The organism is Gammaproteobacteria bacterium (genome assembly GCA_015709695.1).
GTDB lineage: Bacteria > Pseudomonadota > Gammaproteobacteria > Steroidobacterales.
The window spans coordinates 2,829,050-2,845,217 of the sequence record CP054183.1 but is presented as its reverse complement, the minus strand read 5'-3'; the positions used below and the strand labels follow the sequence as shown (position 1 = coordinate 2,845,217).

Annotated in this window: 15 protein-coding genes; 4 read left to right on the top strand and 11 right to left on the bottom strand. The window is 71.0% G+C overall.

Annotation, left to right across the window (positions count from 1 at the left end):
- Positions 1–30: 30 nt before the first annotated feature.
- Positions 31–711 carry an SDR family oxidoreductase gene (locus HRU81_13120; GenBank protein ID QOJ32984.1) on the top strand — a complete coding sequence of 227 codons (681 nt, stop codon included), beginning with the start codon at positions 31–33 and terminating at the stop codon, positions 709–711.
- 77 nt (positions 712–788) lie between these two features.
- Here the strand turns inward: HRU81_13120 and HRU81_13115 are convergent, their stop codons facing one another.
- Positions 789–2,339 carry an amidase gene (locus tag HRU81_13115; GenBank protein QOJ32983.1) on the bottom strand — a complete coding sequence of 517 codons (1,551 nt, stop codon included), beginning with the start codon at positions 2,337–2,339 and terminating at the stop codon, positions 789–791.
- A 334-nt stretch (positions 2,340–2,673) separates the two neighbouring features.
- On the opposite strand from HRU81_13115, the gene HRU81_13110 reads away from it, so the two are divergent.
- Complete coding sequence (locus tag HRU81_13110; GenBank protein QOJ32982.1) at positions 2,674–3,636, top strand: hypothetical protein; 963 nt, start codon at positions 2,674–2,676, stop codon at positions 3,634–3,636.
- A 17-nt stretch (positions 3,637–3,653) separates the two neighbouring features.
- Entirely contained in the window at positions 3,654–4,034 is a 381-nt protein-coding gene (locus tag HRU81_13105; protein QOJ32981.1) for a hypothetical protein, read from the top strand.
- Positions 4,035–4,119: 85 nt separating this feature from the next.
- On the opposite strand, the gene HRU81_13100 is transcribed toward HRU81_13105, so the two are convergent.
- The 9 genes from HRU81_13100 to HRU81_13060 all read right to left on the bottom strand — a co-directional run bounded on the left by HRU81_13100 (position 4,120) and on the right by HRU81_13060 (position 12,539).
- On the bottom strand, positions 4,120–4,347 hold the full coding sequence (locus HRU81_13100) for a hypothetical protein (GenBank protein ID QOJ32980.1): 228 nt from the start codon (positions 4,345–4,347) through the stop codon (positions 4,120–4,122).
- Between the two features lie 65 nt (positions 4,348–4,412).
- Positions 4,413–5,198 carry a tryptophan synthase subunit alpha gene (locus HRU81_13095; GenBank protein ID QOJ32979.1) on the bottom strand — a complete coding sequence of 262 codons (786 nt, stop codon included), beginning with the start codon at positions 5,196–5,198 and terminating at the stop codon, positions 4,413–4,415.
- 8 nt (positions 5,199–5,206) lie between these two features.
- Entirely contained in the window at positions 5,207–6,451 is a 1,245-nt protein-coding gene (gene trpB, locus HRU81_13090) for a tryptophan synthase subunit beta (protein ID QOJ32978.1), read from the bottom strand.
- Positions 6,444–7,061 carry a phosphoribosylanthranilate isomerase gene (locus HRU81_13085; GenBank protein ID QOJ32977.1) on the bottom strand — a complete coding sequence of 206 codons (618 nt, stop codon included), beginning with the start codon at positions 7,059–7,061 and terminating at the stop codon, positions 6,444–6,446. Before HRU81_13085 ends, trpB begins: the two co-directional genes overlap by 8 nt.
- A gap of 10 nt (positions 7,062–7,071) precedes the next feature.
- On the bottom strand, positions 7,072–7,926 hold the full coding sequence (locus tag HRU81_13080) for an indole-3-glycerol-phosphate synthase (protein ID QOJ32976.1): 855 nt from the start codon (positions 7,924–7,926) through the stop codon (positions 7,072–7,074).
- Positions 7,923–8,954, bottom strand: coding sequence for an anthranilate phosphoribosyltransferase (gene trpD, locus HRU81_13075; protein ID QOJ32975.1), 1,032 nt, complete (start codon positions 8,952–8,954; stop codon positions 7,923–7,925). Before trpD ends, HRU81_13080 begins: the two co-directional genes overlap by 4 nt.
- A complete protein-coding gene (locus HRU81_13070; protein QOJ32974.1) occupies positions 8,951–9,532 on the bottom strand; it encodes an aminodeoxychorismate/anthranilate synthase component II in 582 nt (193 codons plus the stop codon). Before HRU81_13070 ends, trpD begins: the two co-directional genes overlap by 4 nt.
- Complete coding sequence (locus HRU81_13065) at positions 9,529–10,920, bottom strand: anthranilate synthase component I family protein (GenBank protein QOJ32973.1); 1,392 nt, start codon at positions 10,918–10,920, stop codon at positions 9,529–9,531. The genes HRU81_13070 and HRU81_13065 overlap by 4 nt, the downstream gene beginning before the upstream one ends.
- Before the next feature lie 197 nt (positions 10,921–11,117).
- Complete coding sequence (locus HRU81_13060; GenBank protein QOJ32972.1) at positions 11,118–12,539, bottom strand: hypothetical protein; 1,422 nt, start codon at positions 12,537–12,539, stop codon at positions 11,118–11,120.
- Between the two features lie 175 nt (positions 12,540–12,714).
- On the opposite strand from HRU81_13060, the gene HRU81_13055 reads away from it, so the two are divergent.
- Positions 12,715–15,483, top strand: coding sequence for a phosphoenolpyruvate carboxylase (locus HRU81_13055; GenBank protein ID QOJ32971.1), 2,769 nt, complete (start codon positions 12,715–12,717; stop codon positions 15,481–15,483).
- On the opposite strand, the gene HRU81_13050 is transcribed toward HRU81_13055, so the two are convergent.
- A complete protein-coding gene (locus HRU81_13050) occupies positions 15,480–16,088 on the bottom strand; it encodes a prepilin-type N-terminal cleavage/methylation domain-containing protein (protein QOJ32970.1) in 609 nt (202 codons plus the stop codon). The genes HRU81_13055 and HRU81_13050 overlap by 4 nt on opposite strands.
- Positions 16,089–16,168: the final 80 nt, after the last annotated feature.

Below are 16,168 nucleotides of genomic sequence, written 5' to 3'. Positions count from 1 at the left end.
ACTGAACACCACCCCTCTCGAAAGGTGCTGGTGACCGATGGAGTATTGATTGCCGGCGCCACCCGTGGCACCGGACTCGAGGTGGCGCGCCTGCTGGCCGCGCGAAGCGAGGCGGTCACCGTCCTGGTGCGGCCGACTTCCGGCCTGCAGGACCTGCAGCAGCTGCCGGTCAGGCTCTGCCGCGGCGATGTACTGGATCCGCAGGCAGTGCAGGCGGCGGTGGCGTCCGGGACGTTCCGCGCCATCGTCTGCACCGTGGGCGGCAAGCGCGGCGAACCGCGGCCCGACTACCAGGGCACGCGCAACCTCGTGGATGCGGCCAGGGCGGCCGGCATCCGCCGCTTCGTGTTCGTCACCGCCGTGGGCGCCGGCGACAGCCGCCCGAGCGTTCACCCGAAGGTGCTGGAATTCCTCGGCCCGGTGCTCGATGAGAAGACCCGGGGCGAAGACTACCTGACGGCCAGCGGCCTCGAGTACACCATCCTGCGGCCGGGCGGCATGGGCGACGATCCGGCGAGTGGAACGGCCGTGCTCACCGAGGACCGCAGCGTCATGGGCGTCATCAACCGGGCCGACCTCGCCCGCCTGGTCGTCCGCTGTCTGGATGATCCCGCCACGATCGGCCACACCTTCCATGCCTTCGATCCGGCCATCAAGCGGCAGCCACCCCTGCAGCGGGGCGAGGATCTGCCCGGCGGCCGGATCGGCTGACCGAGGAAAGGTGCCCGAGAAGGGTGCCCCGAAACCGTAACACCGGCACCCGGTGCCCCTGACGCGGACGTCGGCGGCTACCCTTGCAGCGCCTCCGCGAACAGCGGACTCATGTGCCCACCCCACGGCGCCACTCGCTCGAGTTGAGCCGCCAGGCGCAGCAGCGTCGCCTCGTCGCCGTAGCGGGCGCCGAACATCGTGCCGACCGGCATGCCCGCAGCGTTCCAGTGCAGCGGCAGGGTGATGGCGGGCTGGCCGGTGCAGTTGTAGAGCACGGTGAAATCGCTGCAGCCCGTCATGCTGGCGAGAAACTTGTCGAGGGGAAGGTCGAGGGTGAAATCGCCCACCTTCCACGGCGGGCGTGGCGAAACCGGCATCAGCAGCACATCGAAGTCCTGCATGAAGCGGCTCATCGCGAAGCCCAGGCGTTGTATCGCCTGGCGTGCGGCTTCGTAGTCCACGGCGCCGATCCTGGCGGACTGGTGGTACACGGCGAGCACCACGGGTTCGAGATCCTCCGCGCCGGGCTCCCGGCCGAGCTCACGGGCACGGTCGCGGATCTGCAGGCTGGCGCCGACGAGTGGCAGCGGCCCGACGTTGTCGGCATAGCGGACGAACGACTCGGGCAGGACGGTCTCGTGCAGTTCGTGGCCCAGCGAACGGCACAGGTCGACCGCCTTGCGCACCGCATCGAGGCAGTCCTGGTGCACGGCACTGCCGAGCGGCGACTGCGTGACGACGGCGATGCGCAGCCGGGCGGGCTCGCGTTCGAGTTCGCTCACATAGCGGCCCGCCGGCGCCGGCGGCCAGTAGGCCGCACCGGGCTCGGGGCCCTGCGTGAGGTCGAGCAGCAGCGCCGTGTCGCGCACGGAACGCGAGACCACATGTCCGCAGGAGAGGCCGGCCCAGCCCTCGCTCTTGTCGGGACCGAGTGGCGTACGCGCGCGCGTGGGCTTCAGGCCGACGAGTCCGCACAAGGCTGCCGGAAAACGGATCGAGCCACCGCCATCGGTCGCGTGCGCCACAGGCACGATGCCCGCGGCCACGGCGGCAGCGGCACCGCCCGAGCTGCCCCCCGCGGAATACTCCGGGTTCCAGGGGTTGAGCGTCCTGCCCCACAGCGTCGAGATGGTATTCGGCAACATGCCGAACTCGGGTGAGGCCGTCTTGCCGAAGATGTTGAGGCCTGCCGCCTGGTAGCGTTGCACCACCGTGCTGGTATGGGTGGCCACGCGGTCCGCGAAGAAACGCGAGCCGTTGCTGGTTACCGTGCCCTTCAGCTGCACGCCGAGGTCCTTCAGCAGGAACGGCACGCCGGCCAGCGGCGCCCTCGGGTCGATCGACTTCAGCGCCGCGCGGGCCGCCTCGTAGTGCTTGCGGCAGATGGCGTTGATGGCGGGATTGACGGCCTCGGTGCGCGCGATCGCGAGCTCGAGCAGCTCGGCAGCGGATACCTCACCACGCTTCAGCAGCGCGGCGAGCCCGGTGGCGTCCTGCGACAGATAATCACGCATCGCCCCGCGAGAGATACCCGCAGCGACGGCGCCGGGAGGCATCAGGGCCGCGCCAGCCAGCATGGCGCCGGTGCGGATGAATTCGCGGCGTGTGGTATCGGGTGCGTCGGTCATGGGGTACTCCATCGCTGTCGCAGGGTGGTCGCAGGGTGCCGGTGTTACGGTTTCGGTAACCGCCTCATGCTGCGCTGGACCGTTGCCTCGCGCGCAAATACCGAAACCGTAACACCGGCACCCTGTGCTGGCACCCTGTGCTGGCACCCTGTGCTGCGCTCCGCCAGCCCATTGGTCCCGGCCAGATGACAGCAGGGCCTACCCGACGATTGCCATGGGTTGCATTCTGTTTGCCTGCGGTTGACACACCCGGCTGCGCGGCCTGCCTAGACTTCCAGGCAGAGGACATCGTCGTCGCCAAGTTGCGTTAACTCGAGCTACCGGAGACAGTCGCATGAGTGCAGCAAAAGCCATTGCCCAGCCGACTCCCGCCAAGTCGAAGCTCTGGAAGCCCCCCATCGTCGGCCTCGTCACGTTCGTGGCGATGTTCCTGGCCGTGGGCCTCGGACACACCGCCATGGTGCTGATCGAGCACCTCCTCGGGCGCGAGACCACCATGATGGTTTCGCCGTTGCTCGGCTTCACCGGCATCATCATGCTCTGGTACGGGGTGAAGTCGAAGAACGAAACCTTCCAGACCTGGATCGGCTTTTTCGCCGGCCTGATCGTCTGGATGTGCTGGATCGAGTTCTTCTACATGTGGTACGGCCGCATGAACTGGGGAATGCTGCCCCGGATGAGCGGCGCCGACGGCCTGGAAGTCAGCGGCACCTACCCCGAGTACATGATCATGGGCTCGACGGTGGGCCTGCTGCTCATGATGCTGTCCTTCTACACCTTCGACAAGGACACGCGCTGCAACATGTTCCTGTGGTTCCAGGACAAGCTGGGCCTCGTCGAGGGTCTTGGGCCAAGCACCAAGACGGCCAAGGATCGCAACTACGCCATCATCACCTTCATGGAGACGATCTTCGTCACCTGGTTCTGCTACACCTGGAACCTGCTCACCTTCGATCCGGGCCTGATGGGCAAGGGCACGCTGTACGTCGCCGTCAACATGGCGTCGATCTTCGTCGCCGTGACCTGGGCGGGCTACTGTCTTACCCGGCTGTTCCAGTTCAAGCGCACCGCCACGGCCCTGCGCTACGGCATCCCGGTCGGCAACATCGCCTGGGTGAACGTGGAAATCATGGAGAAGATGGACTGGATGGGCCACGCGGTGTTCATCGAGCCCTGGAAGCACCCGCTTGAGGCCGGGACGCTGACCGCTGCCCTGCTGTTGCTGATCTACATGCTGCTGATCGCGCCCAAGAAGCCCTCCGAGCTGGGTCGCCGCGCCAGCGTTGCCACGGAATGAAGGACGGATACCGCCCCATGAAGCTGCCCCGGATGTCTTTCCGTCACGCACTGCCCGCACTGGTCCTGCTGCTTGCCGCGGGTGGTGCCCCGGCCGAGAAGCTGGAGATGCCCAGAGGAATGGGCGGCGTCCCGGACATCGGCGCGATCCCCTGCAAGGTATTCAGCGAGATGGTGCGCATCTCCCCGCTCGGCAGTCGTCACTCGCTGATCACCTGGGCCGCCGGCTACCTGCAGGCGGCCAGGGGCAAGTCGCTGCAGGAACTGGTCGACGCGGCCGACGGCAAGGGCTCGCCCTGGACCTACCAGCGTCTGGGCGACGAGCTCACGACGTTCTGCAAGGCCAACCCCGAGGCGCTGACGCGAGACGCCGTCGAGAGCATCGCCCAGGCGTTATAGCGGGTGCCGGCACCGCATACCAATATCATCACTGTCAATTTGGTGATGACTAAAAACTCAAATAAAAACAAATTCTTGAGCTTGCCTACGCCGCGCTCGCCTCTTCGATCTCCTCGATCGCTGCCAGCAGCTCCATGCGCTGTCTTTCGGCGCTCCGCCAGCGCTCCTGCGCGGCGGCCACCCGGGCATCCGAAGCCGGCAGGGCATCGCACAGGGACTGGAACTCGGTCCACGCCGCCGTCGAGTACTCGGTGATGTGGTGCCAGCGGCGCATGAGCTGCTCGAGATCGGTATCGGCGTCGATGACATCCATGGCGGTGCTCCGGGTCGGCTCCTGTCCGTGGGACAGCGAAACCGCCGCCATGTTCCGGCCCGGGGTCAGTGACGGCGGCTGCGCAAGGCCGTGAGGAAGGCGACGGGATCGCGCCGGGCCTCGAGTTCCTCGACCAGGGCGGAGCCGACGATGACGCCATCGGCGTGCCCGCTGAGCGCGCGTACCTGCTCGGCGGTGCGCACGCCAAAGCCGGCGCAGACCGGCAGCCGGGATGCGGCGCGGACGCCGTCCAGGTAGCCGGCGGTTTCCACGGGCATGGCCCGCGCGCCACCGGTGGTGCCGCGCATGGTGACGGCATAGACGAAACCACGGCTGGCCGCGCACAGCCGCTGCATGCGCGAGGCCGGGGTGGCGGGCGTGACGAGCTGGATCAGGCCCAGGCCGCGCGCGTCGAGCTGCGCATCGAACTCCGCGGCTTCCTCCAGCGGCAGGTCGGGGACGATGAAGCCGCCCACATGCGCCGCGCGGGCGGCATCGGCGAGCTTCTCGTAGCCGAATGCCAGCAGGGGGTTGAGGTAGCTCATCAGCACCACCGGCGCCGGCAGCTCCCCCGCCTTCTTCAGTTCGGCGAGTATCCAGCGCAGCGAGACGCCACTGGCGATGGCCGCACGGCTGGCGCGCTGGATGGTGACGCCATCGGCCATCGGGTCGCTGAAGGGCACGCCCACCTCGATGACGTCGGCCACCTCGGCGAGCAGCCGCAAGGTCGGGATGAAGCCGGCGCGCTCGGGATAGCCGGCGGTGATGAAGGGCACCAGCGCGACGCCATGGCTGCCTGCGGCATTGCGGATGGCGGCGGTGACGCGCTCGTGTGCGGGGATCTGCGGCATGGCGGGCCTCAGTGATGGCTGCCGGCGGCGGCGCCGGCCAGCGCCTGCGACAGCGTCGGCATGTCCTTGTCGCCGCGGCCCGACAGGCCGACGAGGATGCGCCGGCCCGGGTTGTCCCGCGCCCAGCGGCGGGCGCCGGCCAGGGCATGGGAGGACTCCAGCGCGGGCAGGATGCCCTCGGCGGCGCAGCATTCGCGCAGCGCGTCGAGCGCCTCCGCGTCGGTGACGCTGACGTAACTGACGCGGCCTATGGCCTTGAGCAAGGCGTGCTCCGGGCCCACGCCCGGGTAATCGAGGCCGGCGGAGATCGAATGCGTTTCCTGCACCTGGCCGTCGTCGTCCTGGAGCAGCAGGGAGTAGCTGCCGTGGAGCACGCCCGGCCGGCCGCGCCCGAGCGTCGCGGAATGCTCGCCCAGCCCCGTGCCGCGACCACCGGCCTCCACGCCCATCAGCCCCACCGTGGCATCGGCCACGAAGGGATGGAACAGGCCGATGGCATTGGAGCCGCCACCCACGCAGGCCACGGCGAGATCCGGCAGGCCCCCGGTGACTTCGATGAACTGGGCCCGCGCCTCCCGGCCGATCACCGACTGCAGCTCGCGCACCAGCCAGGGATAGGGGTGCGGGCCGACGGCGGAGCCGAGCAGGTAGTAGGCGTCCTCGGGGTCCGATACCCAGTCGCGGAAGGCCTCGTCGATCGCCGCGCGCAGGGTGCGGTCTCCGCTCTCCACCGGCACCACGCGGGCACCGAGCTGGTGCATGCGATCCACGTTGGGCGCCTGGCGCTGCACGTCGACGGCACCCATGTACACCGTGCAGGGCAGGCCGACGCGGGCGCAGGCCGCGGCGGTTGCCACGCCGTGCTGGCCGGCACCGGTCTCGGCGATGACGCGCCGCGCGCCCAGGCGACGCGCCAGCAGCGCCTGTCCGAGCGCGTTGTTGATCTTGTGCGCCCCCGTATGCGCCAGGTCCTCGCGCTTGAGATACACCTGCGCGCCCCAGGCCTGGCCGAGCCGGCGCACCGGTGTCAGCGGCGTCGGCCGGCCCACCCAGTCGCGCAGCTCGCCGGCGAGTTCGGCGGCGAACGCCGCATCGTGCAGGTAGCGGCGCACGCCGGCCTCCAGCCGCTCCAGCACGGACATCAGGGTCTCCGGCGCATAGCGGCCCCCGTAAGGGCCGAAGCGGCCGCGCCCGTCGGGAAACTCCCCGCGCAGCAAGCGCTGCAGCAGCGTGGCCGCCTCCTCGCTATCCATGTTCCGCATCTTCCTGTCCTGCGCGGCGCACCGCCGCGACAAACGCCCTGATCCTCTCCGGATCCTTGATGCCGCGCGCGGCCTCCACGCCGCTGCTGACATCCACGCCCCAGGGCCGGACCTGGCGGATCGCCGCGCCGACATTGCCGGGATGCAGCCCGCCCGCCAGCACCAGGCGCGTCTGCCGCGCCAGGTGACGTGCCCGGTCCCAATCGGGCGCGAGCCCGGTGCCGCTGTCGGCCGACTCGAAGAGCAGCTGATCTTCGCGGCCGGCCGCCCTGCTGTCGAGGCCGGGCGCATCCCGGTACACGGGGAGCAGGCCGATGCCGGGCGGGATGGCGAGACCGGCGATATCCGCGGTATCGGTCTGCAGCCAGTCGGGCCGCAGCACCGCCGCCACCGCATCCCAGTCCGCGGGATCCGGGTGGCGCATCACCGCCACGCGCAGGATGCCGGGCGGAACCCGGGCCGCGAGCGCCGCGGCCTGCTCCGGACTGACCCGGCGCACGGACTCGGCGAAGACGAAGCCCAGGGCATCCGCGCCCGCCTCGATGGCCGCATCAACGGCCTCCGCCGTGCGCAGGCCGCAGATCTTGACGAACGTCCGCATGGCAGCACGCCTAGCCCGCTGCGCTGCGCAGCGCGGCGCGCCCGGCGGCGAGCAGCGCGGCAGCACTCCCGGGCACGTCGCCCGAACGCATCAGCGCCGTGCCGACCAGCGCCAGGCGGTAGCCGAGGGCGGCCACCTCCGCGGCCTGGGCCGGCGTGCCGATACCGCTCTCCGCGACCCAGGGCAGGGCCCGCGGCAGCTGCGGGGCGAGGGCCGCGAAGCGCGAGAAGTCCACCTGCAGCGTGCGCAGGTCGCGGCAGTTGACGCCGAGCAACACGCGCCCGGCACCGGCCGGCGTCCTGGAGGCGGCGAGCACCGCGGGCTGGCAGCGGGCAAGGTCCTCCTGCCCGAAGACCTCGACGAGCACGAACATCCCCAGCCCGAGGGCGCAGGCCAGCATGGCTTCGAGTTGCCGGGGCTCCAGCATGGCGGCGATGAGCAGCACACCGGCAGCACCGGCGGCGCGTGCCTCCAGCACCTGGTAGCCGTCGACGAGGAAGTCCTTGCGCATGACCGGCAGGGCCGGCAGCGCGGCGGTGACGGCCTCGAGATCGGCGAGACTGCCGGCAAACTCCTCGGGCTCGGTCAGCACCGATACCACCAGCGCACCCGCCCCGGCGTACAGCCGGGCCTGCTCCACCGGCGACAGCGATGCGCCGGCCAGCTGGCCGACGGAGGGCGAGCGGCGCTTGACCTCGGCGATCAGGTGGAAGGCCGCGGCATCGAAGCGCGGTGCGGGCGGCGATGGCAGCGCCGCGACACGGCGGCGCAGGTCCGCCTCGGCGAGCCGCGCGCGCGCCTGCGCGAGCCGGCCCTGGCTCGCCGCGGCCATGCGCACCAGGAAATCGCCGCCGCTGCCGCTCACGGCCGGCTCCTGCGGAACTCCCGCAGGCGCTCCAGCAGCGCGGCGCCGGCGCCGGCATCCAGCGCCCGGCGTGCGGCCTCGATGCCGCGGCGCAGGCCGCGGGCGCGACCGGTCAGGTCCAGCACCAGGCCGGCACCGAGCACCAGCGCTTCGCGGTGCGGGCCACGGTCGCGGCCGGCCAGCACCGCCTCGAGGGCGCGTGCGTTGGCATCGGCATCGCCACCGGCCAGGCCCGCGGGCGTGCAGGGCGTGATGCCGAAGCGGGCCGGATCGCGGCGCAGCCGGCGCACCACGCCGGGGCGCACGTCGAACAGCGTGAAGGGCCCGCAGGGCGTGGCCTCGTCCCAGCCGGGTTCGCCATGGACCACGAAGCAGCGCTCGATGGGCAGGCCCGACAGGGCATCGGCCATCAGCCGCGCGGTCGGCAGGTCGAAGGCGCCGATCAGGCCGTAGGGCGGCGCCGCCGGATTGGTCAGCGGCCCGAGGACGTTGAACACCGTGCGGATGCCGAGCGCGCGTCGCACCGGGGCCACGGCCTTCATGGCCGGATGGAAGTTCGGCGCGAACAGGAAGGTGAAGCCGCAGCGGGCGAGGCAATCGAGCGCCTCCCCGGGATCGCGGGCGAGCGGCACGCCCAGCGCCTCGAGCACGTCGGCGCTTCCCGAGCGCGACGATACCGAGCGGTTGCCGTGCTTCACCACCGGCACGCCGCAGGCTGCGGCGAGCAGCGAGGCGCCGGTGGAGATGTTGAGGCTGCCGGAGCCGTCACCGCCGGTGCCCACCACGTCGGCCGCGGGCAGGCCCGCCGGCAGCTGCACGCGCCGCGCCAGCTCGCGCATGGCGCTGGCGAAGCCGCGCAGCTCCTGCGCGGTCTCGCCCTTGGCCCGCAGCACGGCCAGCACCGCCCCGGACAGCGCCGGCGGCAGGGTCTCGTCGGCGAGCGCGTGCATCAGCGCAGCGGCCTCGTCCGCCGCCAGGGAGCGGCGCGCCAGCAGAGCCTCCAGCGATGCGCCGGCGACCGCGCTCATGCCCGGCGCAGCTCGAGGAAGTTGGCCATGAGCTGGTTGCCGGCCGGCGTCAGCACGCTCTCGGGGTGGAACTGCACGCCCTCCAGCGGCAGGCTGCGGTGGCGCACGCCCATGATCTCGCCGCGCTCCGTGCGGGCGCTGACTTCCAGCTCCGCCGGCATGCTGGCGTCCTCGGCGCTGAGCGAGTGGTAGCGCCCGGCCTCGAACGGATTGTCCAGGCCCGCGAACACGCCGCGGCCATCGTGGCTCACCAGCGAGGTCTTGCCGTGCATCAGGCGCGGCGCGGCGACGATGCGCCCGCCGAAGTGCTGCACCAGGCTCTGGTGCCCCAGGCAGACACCGAGCAGCGGCACGCGGCGCTCGAAGGCGGCGATCATGGCCAGCGAAACGCCCGCGTCCTCCGGCCGTCCCGGCCCGGGCGAGATGCACACATGGCTGGGCGCCAGCGCGAGCGCTTTTTCGACCGTGATCTCGTCGTTGCGGAACACCTCGACGTCGGCGCCCAGCACCAGGAAGGCCTGCACGAGGTTGTAGGTGAAGGAATCGTAGTTGTCGATCAGCAGCAGCTTCGGTGTCACAGCCCGCCCTCCGCCATGGCCAGCGCGCGGCGCAGGATGGCGCTCTTGGCCAGCACCTCCTGGTATTCGCTCTCCGCGACGCTGTCGGCGACGATGCCCGCGCCGGCCTGGTAGCTGTAGCGGCCATCGCGGAACACCAGCGTGCGGATGGTGATGGCCTGGTCCATGTCGCCGTTGTTGCCGAAGTAGCCGACCGTTCCCGCGTACAGGCCGCGGCGCACCGGCTCGAGTTCATCGATCAGCTCCATGGCCCGCACCTTGGGCGCGCCGACCAGCGTCCCGGCCGGGAAGGCCGCGGCAAACAGGTCGAAGGCATCGCGGCCCGGCGCCAGCTGCCCCTGCACGCCGCTGACGATATGCATGACATGGCTGTAGCGCTCGATGGCCTTGTAGGGGTCCACGTGGACGGAACCGGGCACCGCGACCCGGCCGAGGTCGTTGCGCGCCAGGTCCACCAGCATCACGTGCTCGGCGTTCTCCTTCTCGTCGGCGCGCAGGTCCGCCTCCAGCTCCAGGTCGGTGGCGGCGTCCTCGCCGCGCGGGCGGGTGCCGGCGATCGGGCGCAGCGCCGCGCGGCCACCGCGCAGCCGCACCAGCGCCTCCGGCGAGGAGCCGGCCACCTGCAGCTCGCCGAGATCGAGGAAGAACATGTACGGCGAGGGATTGATCAACCGCATGGCGCGGTAGGTCTCGAACGGCGAGAGGCTGTGCTCGCCGGTGAAGCGCACCGAGAGCACCAGCTGGTAGACATCGCCGAGGGATATCGAGTGTTTGGCGCGCTCCACCGCGGCACGGAAGTCCGCGCCGCTGAAGCTCTGCACCGCGGGCCCGTGACGCTGCTCCGGCGCCGGCGGCGGCAGCGGCCCGCGCAGCAGCCGCATCACCTCCTGGCGCAGGCTGGCGCGTTCGGCACCGCTGCCCGCATGCAGCAGCGCGATGCGGCGCGTGAGGTGGTCGAAGACCAGCAGCGAATCGGTGGCCAGATAGGCCGCCTCGGGCACGGCGGGAACCGGCGCACCCGCCGGCGGCCGCGGCAGCCGCTCGAAGTGACGCACGATGTCGTATCCGGCCACGCCCACCAGGCCGCCCGCGAACGGCAGGCCCGGCACCTCCGGCGCCAGCCTCGGTGTGGCGGCGAGCGCCGCGCGCAAGGCATCGAGCAAGGCGTCGCGGCCGGGTGCGAGCGGGCGCATGGCGCCATTGACCCGCAGCCCACTCGCGTCGAGATGCAGTTCCGCGGCGGCACCGAAACCCAGGAAGGAATAGCGCGCCAGCTGGAAGCCGCCCTCCACGCTCTCCAGCAGGAACCGCGGCCGCAATGGCCGCAGCTTGAGGAACGTGGACACCGGGGTGTCCAGGTCCGCGGCGATGTCAAATGGTCCTTGCATTCAGTGCATCCATGGCAGGTGTCCGCTTTTCTTCCGGGCAACAAAAAACCCATCCCCGCTGCCGCGAAGATGGGTCATTGGCCGGACGAACGACAGGTGCTAGCCAGCAACCCCCTCCGCGGAGAGGGTGCGCCACCAACGACCGGCTTCGTTCACGGAAAACACGCGGGGCAGTATCCATGCCCCCCGCGGGGAGGTCAAGGACGGTTGTGGCCGATGGCCCAGGTGAGGCGCAGCAGGCGGCGGAAAGTCTGCGGCGGCAGCGCGCGGGCGATGCCGTCACCGTGCATGGCGATGGTGTCGGCGAAGCGCGTCACCGGCAGCAGGTGCAGGTAGGCCGGCAGCGGCCGCCGCGGGCGCCCGCGGGGAAACACCGCGTAGGGCGAGAGCACCAGCAGGTGGCGGTGGCGCAGGCCCGCCTGGCGCAGCACGCGTCGCGCCCGCTCGGCGCCGAAGCTGCGGCTGAGGCTGGCCTGCAGTTCCTGCAGCTGCAGCCCGGGGAACGGCCCCCGCTCGCGGGCCAGCGCATTGGACTCCCGCAGCAGCAGGCGGCGCAGCAGCCCGATCCAGCGCAGCGCGAGACGCACGGTGCCGAACTCCTCGGGATCCAGGCCCCAGCGGTCCACGAGGTCGCCCAGCCCCGTCACATGCAGGGCCAGGCGGCGGTTGACCAGCGCGTCCTGCCCCAGTTCGGGCGATGGCCAGTCGGCCTGCTCCACCAGGTTGTCGGCGAGCCGCAGGGTCGCCCGCAGCAGGCGGCGCAGGCCGACGAACGCGGCGGCCGGCGCCTCGCCAGGCAGGGCGTCGAGCCGCAGTTCCACGGCCAGCCAGGCGCTGTCGGCACGCACCTCGAACAGCCCGAGCGGCAGCACGGCATCGCTGCGCTCGCCGGCAGCGAGCGTGCAGGCCGGCCGTGTCGTCTGCTGCAGCAGCAGGTGCACGCCCGGCTCGCGGTGGCCGATGCCGGTGAGGCCCTGCCAGAGCGGCAGCGGATCGCCGCGCCACGCTGCGGGCTCTCCCGTCTCGGCACCGCGCAGCGCCAGCATCAGCGCATCGGGCAGGCGGATGGCGATGCCGGGACGGCCGAGCGCGGCGCAGTGGCGCAGGCGCAGGAGGTCACCGATGCCGGGATGATCCGCCCCGGCGGAGAGCGTGAGGCGGCCGGGGGCAATGCCATAGCGGGCGAGCGCCGCCGGCAACGACGCCTCGAGTCCCGAAGCCACGAGCCGCATGTGCTCCGGCCGCGGCGACTGCGCCGGCGCGATGCCGGTCACGGTGGACAGGTCCAGCGCCACCTCCGCTCCCGGCGCGAGCAATGGCGCCAGCCGCCTTGCCACCACCGCCATGCTGCGTCCGGCGAGCCAGTCCGCGTCCGCCGACACGCGCGGGAAGCAGGCGGCGTACTGCCCGGCGAGGGCCGCGAGCGTCAGCGGTGCATCCGGTTCCGGCGCCGCCACCGGCGAGATCGCCGCGTGGCCGAGCAGCCAGCGGAACTCGCCGATCCAGGTGGACGGCCCCGGCTCAGCGGCGCTCGCTGCGTCCAGCAGCTGTGCATCGACGCCGCGCCTGGCCCCGCCTGGCGGCGCATCCGCAGGACGATGCAACAGCTGCTTCGACAAGGGAGACTCCGGCGGCGGGCGAGTAGCCCGGCACGGGCAATCTGCCAGAGGGCTACTTCGCCGGCGCTGCCGATATGACGCGCCTTCATGCCGATTTGTGCGGCCCGGTGCTAAGATTTCCAGCCCCGGGGCAACCCGCCCCGCACGGGCAGCGAATCCGTCCCCCCGGCCCCTGATGTCCGCCTGGAATCCAACCAATCTCACGGGCCTGCACCCGACCGCGAGGCCGAGCGAACGGCGCCAGGACATCGAGTTTGCCGAGAAGGACGCGCAGCTGCGCCGCGACGTCCACGAACTCGGCAACCTGGTGGGCGAACTGCTGCGCGAGCAGTGCGGCGAGGAGCTGTTCCAGGCCGTGGAGGCCGCGCGGCGTGCCGCCATCGACCGCCGCGAGGGCGATGCCGACGCCGGTACGCGCATCGGCGCGATCCTCCAGCAGTTCAGCACCGCCAGCGTGCGCGATTTCGTCCGCGCCTTCTCCACCTTCTTCCAGGTGGTGAATACCGCCGAGCAGGTGCACCGCATCCGGCGCCGGCGCGACTACCTGAAGGCCTCCTCGATGCGCCAGCCCGGGAGCATCCGCGAGACCATCGCCAGGCTGCGTGACAGCGGCCTGGATGCGGACGCGGCCGGCAGGCTGCTGGCCTCGCTGCGCATCGTGCCGGTCTTCAGCGCGCACCCCACCGCGCCGACGCGCCGCACCATCCTGCGCAAGCACCAGGCGATCGCGCGCCGGCTGGTGGAGATGCAGAACCCGGAGCTGACGCCGGCGGAGATCGCCGCCTTCGTCGATGCCATCCGCACCGAGATCACCACCATCTGGCAGACCGAGGAGTACCCGGCCGAGGCGCGCACGGTGTTCGACGAACTCGAGCACACGCTGTTCTTCCTGACCGAGGTGATCTACCGCGTGATACCGGCATTCTACGAGGCCATCGAGCAGGCGCTCGCCGAGGCCTACGGCGCCGGCGCCCCGGCGCCGCCGTCCATCGTGCGCTTCGCCTCCTGGATCGGCGGTGACATGGAGGACAACCCCGAGATCACCGCGCGCGCCATCCGCGAGGTGCTCGCCCGGCAGCGCTCGCTGGTGCTCGACCTCTACCACCGCGAATGCCGCGACCTCGCCAACAAGCTCTCGCAGGGCACCGGCCGCGTGGCCGCCGATGGCGCCGTGCACGAGCGCATCCGCCACTACGCCGCGCACTTCGGCCGCGCCATGGGCGCGATCCCGCTGCGCCACCGGGACATGCCCTACCGCGTGCTGCTGCGGCTGATGATGGCGCGCCTGCAGGCAACCCATGACGACGGCAGCTACCCCTACGAGTCGCCCGAGGAGTTCCTCGACGACATCGGCCTCATCGCCACGAGCCTGCGCGCCAACCGTGGCGCCAACGCCGGGCTGTTCGCCGTGCGGCGGCTGCAGCGGCGGGTGGAGACCTTCGGCTTCCACCTCATGGCGCTCGACCTCAAGCAGAGCGCGATCGCCATCCGCGAGGTCGTCGGCCGCTGCCTCGGCGACCCGCAATGGCTGGAGCACACACCGGAGGAGCGCGCCGAACGCATCCGCGAGGCCATCCGCCGCAACGAATCGCCCCGCGAGAACCTCGACAACGATGCCAAGCGGGTGCTGGCGGCTTTCCAGGCGGTATCGTTCTGCCGGCGCAAGTACGGCAAGCGCGCCATCGGGCCGTTCATCGTCAGCATGAGCCATGGCACCGACGACCTGCTGTCGGTGCTGCTGCTCGGCCGCTGGGGGGACTTGCACGGGCCGGGCGGCTCGGTGCCCCTGGACGTTGCGCCGCTGTTCGAGACCACCGAGGACCTGGCCAATGCCCACGCCACCATGCGCCAGCTGCTGCAGGACCCCATCTACTGGGAGCACCTGGCACGGCGCGAACGCCGCCAGATCATCATGCTCGGCTATTCCGACAGCAACAAGGATGGCGGCCTGGCATCGGCCCGCTGGCTGCTGAAACAGACGCAGTCGGCGCTGGTGCAGGTGCTCGACGACGCCGGCGTGGAATTCACCTTCTTCCACGGTCGTGGCGGCGCCATCAGCCGCGGCGGCGGCAAGACCCACGCGGCGGTGCTGGCCTCGCCGCCCGGCGCGGTACGCGGGCGGCTGCGCGCCATCGACCAGGGCGAGATGGTGAGCGCCAAGTACGGCTTCCGCGGCGTGGCGCTGCGCACGCTGGAACAGGCCATGGGCTCGGTGGCGCTGGCCACGCTGCTGTCCAGCCAGGCCGGCGACCAGGACGGCGCTGCGTGGCGCGCCATGATGGAGGACCTCGCCCGCTGCAGCCGCGAGCACTACAAGGCGCTGGTCTACGACACGCCGGACTTCTTCGACTACTTCAGGCAGGCCACCCCGGTGGATGCCATCGGGCGCATGCAGTCACGCCCCGGACAGGAGCCGGCTGGCGGGGACGGCATCGACAACCTGAAGGGCGTGCCCTGGGTGGCGGCCTGGACGCAGACGCGGATGATCATGCCGGGATGGTTCGGCTTCGGCACCGGCCTCGACACCATCATGAAGCAGCATGGCGAGGCGGCGGTACGCGACATGGCGCAGAACTGGTACTTCTTCCAGGCATTGCTCGGCGATGTCGAGCTGGTGCTCGCCAAGGCCGACATGGGCATCGCCGAACGCTATTCCGAACTGGCCGGCGACCTGCACACGCGCTTCTTCGCCCGCCTGCGCAGCGAGTTCGACCTGTGCGTGGAGCGCGTGCTGGCCCTGCGCGGCCAGTCGGTCCTGCTGGAGGGCAACCCGGCCCTGCGCCGGGCCATCCGCCTGCGCAATCCCTACGTGGATCCCATGAGCCTGCTGCAGGTCGACCTGCTGCGCCGCTGGCGCGGCGGCAATCGCCAGGATGCGCAGCTCTACGAGGCGCTGCTGGCCACCGTCAACGGCATCACCCGCGGCCTGCAGGACTCCGGCTAGAAGCGGAACGCCAGGTTGTAGTTGGCGTTGATGTTGTAAGCCGTCTGCGTGGGGCTGCCCTGGATCGAACCGGAGGACGGGCTGCCGTTGTCGCCGCGCGCCTCGAGGATCTGGTCGATGTTCCCCGGCAGTGCGCCGAACACCAGCACGTGCCCGCTCAGGTTGTACAGGCCCTGCTCGAAGCCGATCAGGCCGCCGAAGGCATGGGAGGGCTGCTGGTAGCTGGCCGCGGTGTTGTCGACCGGGCCCTTGATGAAGCCGGCGCCGCGCAGGTGCTTCCAGATCTTCCGCGACTCGTCGCTGTTGACGGTGCTGTTCCAGTTGCCGTTGACCACGCCATTGCCGTTGCCGTTGTCCGCGCCGCTCCAGGTGCCGGCGAAGCGCGTCGAGGCGGCCGGATCATCGCCGGGCAGCACGCCATAGCGGTCCTGGTAGGCAAGGATGGCCGCGGTGATGCCCTTGTAGTCGTTCTCGACCCGGCTGACCTTGGCGTTGGTGATCATTTCCTGTCCCTTGAGGACGCCGCCGATCATCAGGCCGATGATGACCAGCACGATGGCGATCTCGACCAGGGTGAAGCCCTGCTGCTGCCGCGGAAGGTTCATGCTCATCTCCACTGTGGGTACCAGGCCAACCCCGGCCCGGGCTCGTGTGCGTGGCAGCAATCTTTTCGCAAACCGCGGCG